The 13,366-nt window shown below is 63.3% G+C and carries 16 protein-coding genes and 1 tRNA gene; 10 read left to right on the top strand and 7 right to left on the bottom strand.

Annotated elements, in window-relative coordinates; all coding sequences use genetic code 11:
* Positions 1 to 19: 19 nt before the first annotated feature.
* Entirely contained in the window at positions 20 to 499 is a 480-nt protein-coding gene (locus NKH97_RS16315; protein WP_128303598.1) for a DUF6882 domain-containing protein, read from the top strand.
* Positions 500 to 595: 96 nt separating this feature from the next.
* Here the strand turns inward: NKH97_RS16315 and NKH97_RS16320 are convergent, their stop codons facing one another.
* Complete coding sequence (locus tag NKH97_RS16320; protein WP_023812969.1) at positions 596 to 1,081, bottom strand: BA14K family protein; 486 nt, start codon at positions 1,079 to 1,081, stop codon at positions 596 to 598.
* A 258-nt stretch (positions 1,082 to 1,339) separates the two neighbouring features.
* Between NKH97_RS16320 and NKH97_RS16325 the strand changes: the two genes are divergently transcribed.
* Positions 1,340 to 1,415: transfer RNA gene (locus tag NKH97_RS16325), tRNA-Lys, on the top strand.
* A gap of 64 nt (positions 1,416 to 1,479) precedes the next feature.
* On the opposite strand, the gene NKH97_RS16330 is transcribed toward NKH97_RS16325, so the two are convergent.
* From NKH97_RS16330 to NKH97_RS16350, 5 genes are all read right to left on the bottom strand, one after another.
* Positions 1,480 to 1,950 carry a nucleoside deaminase gene (locus tag NKH97_RS16330; RefSeq protein ID WP_352612933.1) on the bottom strand — a complete coding sequence of 157 codons (471 nt, stop codon included), beginning with the start codon at positions 1,948 to 1,950 and terminating at the stop codon, positions 1,480 to 1,482.
* Positions 1,951 to 2,202: 252 nt separating this feature from the next.
* Complete coding sequence (gene dprA, locus NKH97_RS16335; RefSeq protein ID WP_023812967.1) at positions 2,203 to 3,342, bottom strand: DNA-processing protein DprA; 1,140 nt, start codon at positions 3,340 to 3,342, stop codon at positions 2,203 to 2,205.
* 17 nt (positions 3,343 to 3,359) lie between these two features.
* Positions 3,360 to 3,947 (bottom strand): glycerol-3-phosphate 1-O-acyltransferase PlsY, encoded by a 588-nt coding sequence (gene plsY / locus NKH97_RS16340; protein WP_352612931.1) that lies wholly within the window; start codon positions 3,945 to 3,947, stop codon positions 3,360 to 3,362.
* A 57-nt stretch (positions 3,948 to 4,004) separates the two neighbouring features.
* Positions 4,005 to 5,291 (bottom strand): dihydroorotase, encoded by a 1,287-nt coding sequence (locus NKH97_RS16345; RefSeq protein ID WP_352612929.1) that lies wholly within the window; start codon positions 5,289 to 5,291, stop codon positions 4,005 to 4,007.
* Positions 5,288 to 6,247: an aspartate carbamoyltransferase catalytic subunit gene (locus NKH97_RS16350; protein ID WP_127411308.1), complete on the bottom strand. Its 960-nt coding sequence runs from the start codon at positions 6,245 to 6,247 to the stop codon at positions 5,288 to 5,290. The genes NKH97_RS16345 and NKH97_RS16350 overlap by 4 nt, the downstream gene beginning before the upstream one ends.
* A 193-nt stretch (positions 6,248 to 6,440) precedes the next feature.
* Here NKH97_RS16350 and NKH97_RS16355 point away from each other — a divergent pair, with 193 nt between their 5' ends.
* The 3 genes from NKH97_RS16355 (at position 6,441) to NKH97_RS16365 (ending at position 9,174) form a co-directional block, all read left to right on the top strand.
* The gene (locus NKH97_RS16355; protein ID WP_023812964.1) at positions 6,441 to 8,069 is read left to right on the top strand and encodes a DNA alkylation response protein; all 1,629 of its coding nucleotides are present in this window, start codon (positions 6,441 to 6,443) and stop codon (positions 8,067 to 8,069) included.
* A gap of 194 nt (positions 8,070 to 8,263) precedes the next feature.
* Positions 8,264 to 8,833 carry a hypothetical protein gene (locus tag NKH97_RS16360; RefSeq protein ID WP_352797918.1) on the top strand — a complete coding sequence of 190 codons (570 nt, stop codon included), beginning with the start codon at positions 8,264 to 8,266 and terminating at the stop codon, positions 8,831 to 8,833.
* The gene (locus NKH97_RS16365) at positions 8,833 to 9,174 is read left to right on the top strand and encodes a DUF6105 family protein (protein ID WP_023812962.1); all 342 of its coding nucleotides are present in this window, start codon (positions 8,833 to 8,835) and stop codon (positions 9,172 to 9,174) included. Before NKH97_RS16360 ends, NKH97_RS16365 begins: the two co-directional genes overlap by 1 nt.
* Here the strand turns inward: NKH97_RS16365 and ruvX are convergent.
* Positions 9,092 to 9,598 (bottom strand): Holliday junction resolvase RuvX, encoded by a 507-nt coding sequence (ruvX, locus tag NKH97_RS16370; RefSeq protein WP_352612923.1) that lies wholly within the window; start codon positions 9,596 to 9,598, stop codon positions 9,092 to 9,094. The genes NKH97_RS16365 and ruvX overlap by 83 nt on opposite strands.
* 122 nt (positions 9,599 to 9,720) lie before the next feature.
* On the opposite strand from ruvX, the gene NKH97_RS16375 reads away from it, so the two are divergent.
* From NKH97_RS16375 to NKH97_RS16395, 5 genes are all read left to right on the top strand, one after another.
* A complete protein-coding gene (locus NKH97_RS16375) occupies positions 9,721 to 10,428 on the top strand; it encodes a metal-dependent hydrolase (RefSeq protein ID WP_352553069.1) in 708 nt (235 codons plus the stop codon).
* Between the two features lie 24 nt (positions 10,429 to 10,452).
* Positions 10,453 to 10,869, top strand: a complete 417-nt coding sequence (locus tag NKH97_RS16380; RefSeq protein WP_352553071.1) for a hypothetical protein — start codon at positions 10,453 to 10,455, stop codon at positions 10,867 to 10,869.
* Between the two features lie 118 nt (positions 10,870 to 10,987).
* Positions 10,988 to 11,275 carry an Asp-tRNA(Asn)/Glu-tRNA(Gln) amidotransferase subunit GatC gene (gene gatC, locus NKH97_RS16385; RefSeq protein ID WP_023812958.1) on the top strand — a complete coding sequence of 96 codons (288 nt, stop codon included), beginning with the start codon at positions 10,988 to 10,990 and terminating at the stop codon, positions 11,273 to 11,275.
* An 8-nt stretch (positions 11,276 to 11,283) separates the two neighbouring features.
* Positions 11,284 to 11,739 carry a GNAT family N-acetyltransferase gene (locus NKH97_RS16390; protein ID WP_352612921.1) on the top strand — a complete coding sequence of 152 codons (456 nt, stop codon included), beginning with the start codon at positions 11,284 to 11,286 and terminating at the stop codon, positions 11,737 to 11,739.
* Positions 11,739 to 13,304, top strand: a complete 1,566-nt coding sequence (locus NKH97_RS16395; RefSeq protein ID WP_023812956.1) for an amidase — start codon at positions 11,739 to 11,741, stop codon at positions 13,302 to 13,304. Before NKH97_RS16390 ends, NKH97_RS16395 begins: the two co-directional genes overlap by 1 nt.
* The last annotated feature ends 62 nt before the right edge of the window (positions 13,305 to 13,366 follow it).

The following is a 13,366-nucleotide window of genomic DNA, read 5'->3' on the forward strand; positions in this document are numbered from 1 at the left end:
GGGTGATGGGGCGCGAGGAATGCAGCCAGATTGGTATCCTGCTTGGCGCGACGAGGCTATCGAACAGCTGAAGGCCAAGAATGCACGCTTGAAAAAAGATCTCCACCTCGGTAGCTGGTTGCGCTATGACTATGACCTGACGGCCGGAACGCTTCTGTTCTCGCAAGACGGGGTCGCCAAGGTCGTTACCGAAATCCAGATTGTCGGCTCAACGAGCACGGAGGCCGGAAACTGGCTGTGGGCTTGGGCAAATTCCAGCCTGCCCAGCGAGCTCCTCAGCGATGCAAAGCTAGTCCGATCCTTCGGGGAGCAGAATGGCATCGACGAACTGGCCCAAGCCTATGCGACGGATGCGGACAATGCGCTGGAAGTGGTTGGTTGGGAACTCAGTGCGGTGATGGCCCGTATCTGCAATGGGTTGGGTATCTATCGTTGTCCCAGCAGAGAGGACGGCGGTGGCTTTTATCTGATGCTCAAGAGCATCAACTGGGCAAGCTGACGGCAACTGTTCGTCTTCCGGCCAAAGGATCAAAAGCCCGCGCCGTTGCCGGCGCGAGCTCCACTAACGCATCTCAGCTACTTAAACGCGCCTTGATCAGTAAGGCGAACGGCACTCCTTGCGAGGGCCGTAATTCGGCTGGAACGTGTTGTCCGAAGCACGGTAGCTGCGATAGCGGTCGTAGCACCATTGGACGTGGGCGTTGCCTCCGTAGACGCGGTTGTTTTCGTTGTTGATGATTGCGCCGGTAATCAGCGCGCCAGTAGCGAAGGCGGCAAGCGGGAACCAATAATCGCCGTGACGACGGTAGCCGGGGCGATATTCGCGATAGCCCCGATGGCCGTTCCAATATGCGCCGCGATTGCGGGAAAAATTGCGGTCACGCGAAAAACTGCGGTCACGCGAAAAATTGCGATTGTGGCGGTCCTTACGCCACTCCCGGTACTGGACTGTCTGCACATCCGGCACCGCGACCTGGGATTGCGGCACATAGTTCGGTTGGGCATTAACGGACACCGCCTCCGCCGCAACGAATGTGACGGAGAGAGTGGCCGCCAGCAGGCTCGTTGTGATTCTGTTCATTGGTCTTCTCCTCGATAGTTTGGCGGACGTCCCTGTGCCGGGAAAACGAGCGGCGCATACAATTGTTCCCCAGACTGGATGCCGCTGTCGGGCAGAAATGCCAGTGTTCCCTTGGCTGTTCTCCCACCGATGGCGCGGCTGGCAAGTGTCGCGACAGGGCGAAGCCGCCCGTGTTTGCGAGCCCTCTTTTTCCGGTTGACCGGTCGAGGCACTCTCCCTATGTTCCGCGCAATTTCGAGGGCCGCCTTTCGCCCGCGGGAGCGCGTAGCTCAGCCGGTAGAGCAACTGACTTTTAATCAGTAGGTCATGGGTTCGAATCCCATCGCGCTCACCAAATCCACGCGATAAACTGTCACCCATCTCTCGGGAAGGGCACACCACAACCGGTGGGGAAGCCGTCAACGCTTCCAGAAAGCGCGGTGCGGTGCGAGCATCTCGTCGGCGATTTCGGGGAAGGGGCCAAAGACCTCGATCTTTTTCTGGCCGGAGTCGAGGACGGTGCGCGAAGAGAGGCTCATCGTCGGATTCTCTGCGTGATCCCCGGTGAGCGCCAGCAGCTCGGTCTCCTCGAAGCCGTAGACCAGCCGGCCGATATTCGCCCAGTAGAGCGTTCCGGTGCACATCGCGCAGGGCTCACCGGTTGAGACCAGCGTGCATTGCCATAAGAACTCCGGCTCGTAGGCTGCCGCGGCGCGCCGGGCGAGCTCCGTCTCGGCGTGGCGCACCGTGTCGAGATTGCCTTGCCGCATCAGCACCCGATCGTCCGGCCCGACCAGCACGCAACCAAACGGATGATGCCCATGCGCCGCCGCCTCGCGCGCGACCGCGTCGGCGGATCGAAGGTGGGCGAGCATCTGATCGCGTGTCATGGCAAGATCCTGTCATGCCGACATCCACCGATGAGCGGCTGAGCGAGATTGGTGCCAACGGACGCGAGTGGCAAGAGCCAACTTTTGCTTGAGACCTTTGCCTCGGGATATCAGACCTTTGCCCTACAATCCGCCGGCCGGTCTTGGCGTCGAACAGATGAGCACAGGCGCGGCAAAGCGGAAAGCCGGCTGAAAAGGCCATCCTCGCCGAGCTTCTCGAAGGAGTTCGGCGGCGCGAAAATGCGAACAGCGTCAGACCGAAGGCTCCCCGAACACCAGCGAAACATTGGCGCCGGCGTGGCGTTCGAGCCGGCCGGCGAGGTCGAGTTCCAGCAGCACCATGAAGACCTGGGCCGGGTGCAGGCCGGTGTGGCGGATGATCTCGTCGACCGCCACTGGCGTCGGGCCGAGCGCCTCGATGACGCGGGCGCGGTCGCTTTCGCCGGGCGGTGGTGTGGCCGAGAAGTCGGGCGGCTCTTCGAACGGCGGCACGTCGGGCGCCCGCATGCCGGTCAGCGGGGCGATCGCCCTGGAAATATCCGATGCCTCGGTGACCAGGGTGGCACCATCCTTGAGCAGGCCGTTGGTACCGGCGGCGCGTGGATCGAGCGGTGAGCCCGGCACGGCAAAGACCAGCCGGCCCATTTCGCCGGCAAGCCTGGCGCTGATCAGGGAGCCGGAGCGTTGCGCTGCCTCGACCACCACCAGCCCAAGGACCGCACCCGCAACAAGGCGGTTGCGGCGCGGAAAATCCTGGGCGCGCGGCTGCCAGCCGAACGGCATCTCCGAAATGATGGCGCCACGCTCGGCGATTTCCTCGCACAGGCCGGCATTTTCAGGCGGGTAAGGCAGGTCGAGACCGCCAGCCAGGACGCCGATCGTGCCGGTCGCAAGACTGCCCTGATGCGCCGCGGTGTCGATGCCGCGCGCCAGGCCGGAGACGATTGCGTAGCCGTCGCGGCCGAGGTCGGCTGCCAGCATGCGTGCCATCTTGATGCCGGCCAGCGACGCGTTGCGTGCCCCGACGATGGCGACACCCGGCAGCCGGAAAACAGCTGCGTTGCCCTTTACCGCCAGCAGGGGCGGCGGATGGTCCATGTTGCGCAACAGGGGTGGGTAGTCTGTCTCACCGATCCCGACAAAGCGGGCGCCGGCCTTTCCGGCTAGTTCCAGTTCCGCCTCGGCTTCGGCAACGGAAGGGATGCGAGCGATCCGGATGGCGCCGCCCGAAATCATCAGTTCCGGCAATATCTCCAGCGCCACCTCGGCCGAACCGAAACGGTTGATGAGGTCGCGAAAGGATGCGGGGCCGACATTCTGGGTGCGGATCAGCCGCAGCCAGCTCAGCCGCTGCCGGTCGCTGAGACGCGGCCCGGCGGCCGGCCCACTCACGACGGCGGCAGGCTCGCTCACCCCTTGGCTCCGATCTTGCCCTCGGTGCCGGCAAGCAGGCGTGAAATGTTTTCCCGGTGCTTGATGAAAACGATGATGCTCATCAGCACGAACAAGGCCGCATTCTGCGGTGTGCTCAGGACATGGAGGGCGATCGGCACGATGACCGCCGCTGTCAGCGCCGCAAGCGAGGAATACCGGAAGAGGAATGCCATCACCAGCCAGGCGACGGCGAAGATCAGCGCCACCTGCCAGGAAAGGCCGATCAGCACACCGAGATAGGTGGCGACGCCCTTGCCGCCCTTGAAACCGAGCCAGACCGGGAAGAGATGACCGAGAAAGGCGCCGAGACCGGCCCAGATCGCCAGGTCAGGCGCGAAATGGCCTGCTATCAGCACGGCGGCCGTGCCCTTCAGCGCGTCGAGCAGCAGCGTCGCGGCGGCAAGGCCCTTGTTTCCGGTGCGCAGAACGTTGGTGGCGCCGATATTGCCGGAGCCGATCTTGCGCACATCGCCAAGGCCAGCCGCGCGGGTGAGCAGGAGCCCGAACGGAATCGAGCCAAGCAAATAGCCGAACACGAGCGCTGGGATGAGGCTGTAAATCATTGTTTCCCCCGCATTTCCCCAGTTCGGCCGGATCAGGCGCGATGCGCCGTGGCCGGTTCAGGCGGAAAACACTGTGCGGCCCGCAACCAGCGTTTGCAAGACCTTGCCTTGCAGTCGCGCGCCTTCGAAACAGGTGTTTTTCGACCGCGAACGAATGCCGCTTTCGCTGACGATCCAGGGTCCGTCGAGGTCGACAAGCGCAAGATCGGCGACAGCGCCCGGCTTCAGCGTGCCGCCGGGCAGGCCGAACAGTTTTGCGGGAGCGGTGGACAGGGTTTCTATCAGCCGCAGCAACGGCACATCGCCATTGTGGTAGAGCCGCAGTGCGGCGCCCAGAAGCGTCTCCAACCCTATGGCGCCGGCCGCCGCATCGGCGAAGGGCAGGCGCTTGGTGTCGACATCCTGCGGATCATGCGAGGAGACGATGATGTCGATCGTGCCGTCCCTGACCGCCTCGATCATCGCCAACCGGTCTTCCTCGGCGCGCAAAGGTGGCGTCAGGCGGAAGAAGGTGCGGTATTCGCCGACATCGTTTTCATTCAGCGACAGATTGTGGATCGCCACGCCTGACGTCACCGTCGCGCCGTCGGCTTTCGCACGCGTTATGGCGTTTGCCGCCATCGCCGTCGAGATCTTTGCTGCATGGTACGAACCACGCGTCAGCCGGGCCAAGGCCAGATCGCGCTCCAGCGGGATGGATTCGGCTTCGCGCGGAACGCCGGAGAGGCCGAGCCAACTGGCGTAGAGGCCTTCATTCATCACGCCGGATGAACCGAGGTCCGCATCCTGCGTCTCATGCACGATGGTGGCGTCGAAGTCGCGCGCATAGGTCAGCGCGCGGCGCATCACCAGCGCGCTCGATATGGTGTGGCGGCCATCGGTGAAGGCGACGGCGCCGGCTTCGCGCAGCAGGCCGAACTCGGTCATTTCGCGCCCGTCGAGGCCCTTGGTGATCGCCGCAGCCGGAAAGACGTTGACGATGGCCGTGTCCTTGGCGGTGCGCAGCACGAATTCGACCAGCGCCACATTGTCGATCACCGGATCGGTATCGGGCATCATGACGATGGATGTGACGCCGCCGGCCGCCGCCGCGACACTTGCCGACGCAATGGTCTCGCGATGCTCGCCGCCCGGTTCGCCGATGAAGACACGGCCGTCGATCAGGCCTGGAATGATCGCCTTGCCGGCGCAGTTGATAACGGTGGCGCCCTCGGGCGCGCCCTGGTTCAGCGCTGCTTTGCCGGCGGCTACGATCTTGCGGCCATCGACGAAGACGGCGCCGACTTCATCGATGCCGCGCGAGGGGTCGACAACGCGGGCGCGCTCAAAGACCGTTATGCTCATGCGCCGCGGCCCTCTTGATTACGGCGCGGGTCAAGAAGCGCTTCCATCACCGCCATGCGCACGGCGACGCCCATTTCAACTTGTTCCTGGATGACGCTTTGCGGACCGTCGGCGATTTCCGAGGCGATCTCGACGCCGCGGTTCATCGGCCCGGGATGCATCACCAGCGCGTCATCCTTGGCGGCCTTCAGTTTCTCGGCATCGAGGCCGAAATAGCGGAAATATTCGCGGACCGAAGGCACGAAGGCGCCCTCCATGCGCTCGCGCTGCAGGCGCAGCATCATCACCACATCGGCGCCCTTGAGGCCTTCGGCCATCGAACGGGTTACGATGACGCCCATCTTCTCGATGCCGGTGGGCAGCAGCGTCGACGGAGCGACGACGCGCACCTGCGCGCCGAGCGCGTTGAGCAGCATGATGTTGGAACGCGCCACGCGCGAATGCAGGATGTCGCCGCAGATTGCCACGATGAGCTTCGACAGCGGACCCTTGGCGCGACGAATGGTCAGCGCATCGAGCAGCGCCTGTGTCGGGTGTTCATGCGCGCCGTCGCCGGCGTTGACGACGGAGCAGCCGACCTTCTGCGCCAGAAGGGCGGCAGCACCGGCCGATTGGTGGCGGATGATCAGGATGTCGGGCCGCATGGCGTTCAGCGTCATCGCCGTGTCGATGAGCGTTTCGCCCTTCTTCACCGAAGAGCTTGCCACCGACATGTTCATGACATCGGCGCCGAGCCGCTTTCCGGCAAGCTCGAACGACGACTGTGTGCGCGTCGAGGCTTCATAGAAGAGGTTGATCTGTGTGCGACCGCGCAGCGTCGAGGTTTTCTTCTCCGACTGCCGCGAGATCGCGACCGCCCGGTCCGCCCTGTCGAGCAACAGCTCGATATCGGCGGGGGAAAGGTCGCGGATGCCCAGAAGATGGCGATGAGGATAGGGGGACGAAGCGTCGGTCATCTCAAGGCGCTGCTATAGGGTGGAGACTTTGCGGCTGCAAGCGCCAGCTTTGCATTGTAGCCGTTCTCCTCAATTTTTTCGTGTAGATAGCCGATTGTATCGGCCGGTATTTTCATCGCGCGCGCTGCATGGCTTGGCTATATCTAGCCGACAGCCCCGGATTCGTGGCTTTCTGACGATAGAAGGATTGGGCGTGACCGACGACGTGACGAACCAGCCGCCGCCGCTGACGGGCGGCAACGCCTGGCGGGGCGATCCGTTGCTGATCCAGCTAGCGGAGCGTTTTTCCGATCCGGTGCGCCGGGAACTCGATGGTCTCGGCCGCTTTGTGCTGACGCAGGAGGCGCAGGAATTGGCGCGCCTCGCCAATGTCGAGACGCCGAAGCTCAGGACGCATGATCGCCAGGGACGGCGCATCGACGTGGTCGAGTTCCATCCCGCCTATCACGCCTTGATGCGCCGCTCTGTGGCCAACGGGCTGCATTCCTCGGTGTGGGAGAACGGCGACACCGAGATCGGCCGCCGCCATCAGGTCCGTGCCGCCCGGTTTTATCTGACGGCGGAGCTGGAGACCGGGCATCTGTGCCCCATCACCATGACCAACGCTTCGCTGGCGGCCTTGATGGCCAGCCCGAAACTGTTTCGCGAATGGGCGCCGCGCGTGACGACGCGCAAATACGACCAGAGCCAGAAACCGCCGGTCGAGAAGACCGGGCTGACCCTCGGCATGGGCATGACCGAGAAACAGGGCGGCACCGATGTGCGCGCCAATGTGACGAGGGCGGAACGCGCCGGCAGCGGTTTTTATCGTCTGAACGGGCACAAATGGTTCATGTCCGCGCCGATGTCGGATGCCTTCCTGGTGCTGGCGCAGGCGCCTGAGGGACTATCGTGCTTCCTCGTGCCGCGCGTTCTCGGTGACGGTTCGGGCAACGGCTTCCGCTTTCAGCGGCTGAAGGACAAGCTCGGCAATCGTTCCAACGCCTCCTCCGAAGTCGAATTTGTCAATGCTATCGGCGAGATGGTCGGCGAAGCCGGTGCCGGTGTGAAGACGATCATGGACATGGTCACCCTGACCCGGCTCGATTGTGCCATCGCATCGTCGGCGATCATGCGCGCGGGCCTGGCCGAGGCCGTTCACCACGCCCGCCATCGCCAGGTGTTCGGTTCGACCCTGATCGAGCAGCCGTTGATGCAGCGCGTTCTGGCCGACATGGCGCTCGATGTCGCCGCCGCCACCGCGCTGTCGTTCCGGTTGGCGCGCTCCTTCGACGAGGCGGCCAGCGATCGCGGCGAGGCGGCGTTTGCTCGGGCCATGACGCCGGTCGTCAAATACTGGGTCTGCAAGATCGCGCCGCCTTTGCTCTATGAGACTATGGAGTGCCTCGGCGGCAATGGCTATGTCGAGGAGGCGCCACTCGCCCGCTACTATCGCGAGGCCCCGGTCAACGCGATCTGGGAAGGCTCGGGCAATGTCATGGCGCTTGATGTGCTGCGCGTGCTCGGCCGTGCGCCCGGCCTGTTCGAGGATGTGCTGGCCGGCATCGACCGTGATCTCGGCGCCGGCGGACGCGGCACGATCGGCGTGCTGAAGGCGGCGATGCAGGTTGCCTCAACCGACGAAGGTTCTGCCCGGCTGCTGACCGAGCAGCTGGCGCTGTCGGCTGCGGCGGCGGAATTGCGCCGTCTGGGGGCAGGGCGGATCGCCGACGCTTTCGTCGAGACGCGTTTGGCCGGCCAATGGCGCAACACCTATGGCATGATCGATTCGCGCCACGATGCACGCATGATCATCGACACGCTCTATCCGCCGGTGAACTGAGCCGCGAGCATCGCAAAAACCGGCGCCATCCACAGTTTTGACGCGTTGGCGGGCATCTTCACGCGTATGGCTAATCGCCGTTAACCTTAACAAATGGTTTCCATTGCGATGGCGGACGGCAAGGCCCACTGTCCTAGTGCAAGCAGGGAATGGTTCAGATTGGCCGTCTCTTGCTTTGCGAAGCAGGAACACCGATGCGACAGGTACTGACCTCTTTTCTGGCCTTGCACTGGGCGATTGTTTTCGCCCTGCTTGCGCTAATCTGCATCGACGTAAACCGGGGTGTGGCGGCGGCGCTCGGCGTGCTGGGCACTACAATCGAGGGTACCCGCTTCGTCGACCTCGACAATTTCGTCGTCGTGGCGCCGCTCGCCACCGCATTGCTTGTCGTCGCGGTTCTGTTTTTCTGGGCCTTTGTCGAAGCCCTGGTCAACGACGCGACCAGCGCGGGCGCCGACAGCGTCGCCCGCATCGCCTTCATATGCGCGTCCGGCGTGTTGTCGCTGATCGTCGTCGGTGGCGCCGCGCAAGGCATCAACGGGCTGTTCATGGCTGTCGCCGTGCAACTGGCGGCACTTCTGGCGTCCTATGTCGCCATGCTTGCCGAACGGCGATCCTTGGTTGCGACAGCGGCTTCGGGCGAAAGCGAGATCCATGCCATCGCGCACGGCATGGCAAAAGCCGCGGCCCACAATTCGCTGCTTTCACTCATATCAGGCCGAACGGTGTCCAAGACCGGCTCCCATCCCAGGGGAGGCCGCTGATGCGCTACATCTTCGGATTCTGGGCGGCGCCGATGGCGATTTTCTGGGGCTGGTTCTATCTGTCGGCCAATGACATCAATTTCGGCTACACGATGCTCAGCCGACAGATGCACGACTTCTTCTTCCAGCTCTATGGTCAGATGCTCGGCATCGACCCGGCGATCATTCCCGGCATGGTGGCGAAGACGTGCGTCTTCGACGGGTTGCTGCTGATGGCGCTTTGGGCCTTCCGCCGTCGCCGCGAAATCGCCGGCTGGGTCAGACAGCGCTGGGCGGGTCCGGTTCCGTTCGAGCGGATGCGTGGAGCGACTGAAGCCGGTCCAAAACTCCCTGCAGAATAAACGCGGCAGCCGCCGAATCGATCTTGCCGGCGCGTTTGCGGCGCGAGAAATCCATCTCGATCAGCGTCCTTTCGGCCGCGACCGTCGATAGTCTCTCATCCCAGAGCACGAACGGCAGGTCGCTTATCTGGGCCATGTTGCGGACGAAGGCGCGTGATTTCTGCGCACGCGGACCTTCCGAACCGTCCATGTTGATCGGCAGCCCAATCACCACCGCGCCGGCATTCTCCTTGTGCAGCAAGGCGAGCAGCACCGCCGCATCGAGCGAGAATTTCCTTCGCATGATGACCGGGCGCGGATGGGCGAAGGAAAACCTCTGGTCCGAGACCGCGACGCCGATCGTCTTGTCGCCGAGGTCAAGCCCCGCCAGCGTCTTGCCGCCGGTTAGCCGCGCCGGCAATTCTTCGATCGTGATAATGCCCACCGGCCGTCCTTCGCCTTTCACCACCAGGTGTTTTGTCAAACGCGTGGCGGACAAGTAACCCTTTGATCTCGGGGCCATCGGCGTTCTATCCTTTGGCAAGATAAAAATCGAGGAATGCATTCATGAAACTGACCTGGTACGGCCACTCGGCCTTTCGCATCGAGACCGCTGATGCCAAGATCCTCATCGATCCCTATCTGATCGGCAATCCGTCCTGGACGGGCGGCTGGGAGGGACCGGCCGAGGGGATCACGCATGTGCTGCTGACGCATGGCCACAGCGATCACATCAGCGGCGCCGTGGAAGTGCTCGGCAAAAGCGGCGCGCAGCTGGTCGCCAATTTCGAGATCTGCATGTATCTGGTCGGCAAGGGGGTCAGCGACAAGAAGATCAACCCGGGCAACATCGGCGGCACCGTCGATTGCGGCAGCTTCACCACCACTTTTGTCCAGGCGCTGCACTCATCCTCGTTCCCCGGCGAGGGCGGCCAGAACACCTATCTCGGCAATCCGGGCGGCCTCGTCCTGCATTTCCCGGAAGACAAGACGCTCTATCACATGGGCGACACCGACATCTTCTCCGACATGGCGCTGATCAACGAGTTGCATGAACCGAAGATCGGCATCGTGCCGATCGGCGACCGTTTCACCATGGGCGGCGCGGTGGCTGCACTTGCCTGCCGGCGCTTCTTCAAATTCGATACCGTGGTTCCCTGTCACTTCGGCACGTTTCCGATGATCGATCCGACCGCCGACAAGTTCGAGGCCGGCATGGAAGGGTCCGGCGTGACGGTGGCATTGCCTGATATCGGTGAGACGATTACGATCTAGGCGTGGCGAAAGCGGAATAAGACCATGGCTTTGAGGAAATCTCTTTGTGTATCGATGTTGGTCGCGGCGTCGCCCGCGCTCGCCGCGGATGATTTCATCGAGGGCGTCTACCTGCAATCCGAGGAGCTTTGCAAACAGGCCAAAAAGGACACGCTGCAAACGCTGATCGACGCAGGCAACATCGTGCTTTCGGCGCACGGCCTGCAGAGCGTCGAATACAATTGCGAGTTTCTGCAGATCAGCAAGGCCACGGCTTCGCCGAGCTGGGCGGTGACGGCCATCTGCCAGGAACCGGGTTATGTCTTTCCCGACGTTCTCTCCGTGACGCAAATGAACGCCAAGCAGATCGATCTCGTGTCGGTTCGGCCCGTCGACGACGAAAGCGAAGCAAGCGGCAACAGCGGCAGCTACTATCTGTGCGAAGGCGTTGCTCTGCCATAGACGTATTCTGAGGGCCCACGAGCGGGCCGCCGGCACAGCCTGGTCTCTCGCACGATGCATGTTGCGCAGCGCGCGCGGCGCCGCTATAGCCCGAACTGGTTTTCCCCGAGGCAAAAACATGTCCGTAGATCTTCAGACAGTGAAGCGCGTCGCGCATCTCGCCCGCATCGCGGTGAGCGAAGAAGATGCCGAACGGATGACCGGGGAGCTGAACGCCATTCTGGGCTTCGTCGAGCAGCTGAACGAGGTCGATGTTTCCGGTGTCGAACCAATGACCTCGGTAACGCCGATGGACATGAAGAAGCGCAGCGATGTCGTCACCGACGGCGGCAAGGCCGCCGACATCGTCGCTAACGCGCCGGCGACCGAAGAGAATTTCTTCCTCGTGCCGAAGGTCGTGGAGTAAGTCGGCCGATGGCAATCGAGATCGCCATTGAGAAGCCGCTCCAGGACGACGTGCGCAGGCTGGTCACGGAACTCAACGAGACCTTGCTCGAACTGACGCCGCCGGAGCATTGCTACCATTTGACGGTCGAGCAGATGGCCGGTGAGGACACGACGGTTTTCATCGCCCGCGATAATGGCCTGGCCATTGGCTGCGGCGCGCTGAAGCGTCATGACGGCGCCATTGGCGAGGTCAAGCGCATGTATATCAGGCCGTCGCATCGCGGGCAGAAGATCGGCGCGAAAATCGTTGAGCGGGTCGGATCGCTGGCGCGCAACGAGGGGCTGAAGCGCCTGGTGCTGGAGACGGGCGATCGTCATCCCGCGGCGTGGACAGTCTACGAACGCGCCGGGTTTTCGCGCTGCGGCCCGGTGCTGGATTATCCCGATTCTGAGTGGTCGGTGTTTTACGAAAAGAGCCTTTGATGAGCGACCTGACCCAGCTGACGATTTCACAGGCCCGCGCCAAGCTGCGCGACAAGGAAATCACCGCGACCGAGATCACCGAGGCCTATCTCGGCGCTATCGAGCGCGCCAATCCGGCGCTCAATGCCTATGTCGCCGTGACCGGCGACAAGGCGCGCGACATGGCCAAGGCGTCCGACGCCAGGCTGGTCAAGGGCGAGGGCGGTGCGCTGGAAGGCATTCCGTTGGGGATCAAGGACCTGTTCGGCACCGAAGGCGTCCACACGCAGGCTTGCAGCCATGTGCTCGACGGGTTCAAGCCGCGCTACGAATCGACCGTTACGTCAAATCTGTGGGCCGACGGCGCCGTTATGCTCGGCAAACTCAACATGGACGAGTTCGCCATGGGCTCGTCCAACGAGACGTCCTACTATGGCCCGGTCATCAATCCGTGGCGGCGCTCGCGCCTCGATACTGCGGTGATGCCCACGACGCATCAGGGCGACGGCGGCTTCGTTTCGGCCGGCGGCACGAGGACCGTGCGCAGCCTGGACAATGCGCAGTTGGTGCCGGGTGGCTCTTCTGGCGGGTCGGCCACGGCAGTCTCCGCCTTCCTGTGCGCCGGCGCGACCGCGACGGACACTGGCGGCTCGATCCGCCAGCCGGCCGCCTTCACCGGGACGGTCGGCATCAAGCCGACCTATGGCCGCTGCTCACGCTGGGGTATCGTCGCGTTCGCCTCGTCGCTCGACCAGGCCGGCCCGATCGCGCGCGACGTACGCGATGCCGCGATCCTGTTGAAATCGATGGCCTCTGTCGATCCGAAGGACACGACGTCGGTCGACCGGCCGGTGCCGGATTATGAGGCGGTGATCGGCAAGCCGATCAAGGGCATGAAGGTCGGCATTCCCAGGGAATACCGCGTCGACGGCATGCCCGAAGAGATCGAAGCGCTGTGGCAGAAGGGCATTGCCTGGCTGAAGGACGCCGGCGCCGAGATCGTCGACATTTCCCTGCCGCATACGAAATACGCGCTGCCCGCCTATTACATCGTGGCGCCGGCCGAGGCTTCGTCCAACCTCGCCCGCTATGATGGCGTCCGCTACGGCTTGCGCGTGCCGGGCAAGGATATCGTCGACATGTATGAGAAGACCCGCGCCGCGGGTTTCGGCCGCGAGGTCAAGCGCCGCATCATGATCGGCACCTATGTGCTGTCGGCCGGCTATTACGACGCCTACTATCTGCAGGCGCAGAAGGTGCGCAATCTGATCAAGCGGGATTTCGAGACTGTCTTCGCCGCCGGCGTCGATGTCATCCTGACCCCGGCAACGCCGTCCGCCGCCTTCGGCATCGCCGACGAGGACATGGCTGCCGATCCGGTCAAGATGTACCTGAACGACATCTTCACCGTCACTGTGAACATGGCGGGCCTGCCGGGCATCGCTGTGCCCGCCGGGCTCGACGCCAAGGGCCTGCCGCTCGGCCTGCAGCTGATCGGCCGGCCGTTCGATGAGGAAACCCTGTTCCAGACCGCTGCCGTCATCGAGCAGGCCGCAGGCACGTTCCAGCCGGAGAAGTGGTGGTAGGGACGTCGCTCGTCTAGCGCATGCCCTGAAAGTCGAATCGATTTTCGGAAGGATCCTGCGCA

Origin of the sequence: Mesorhizobium sp. M0870, from assembly GCF_040319775.1 — a bacterium.
In the GTDB taxonomy this organism is placed as follows: Bacteria; Pseudomonadota; Alphaproteobacteria; order Rhizobiales; family Rhizobiaceae; genus Mesorhizobium.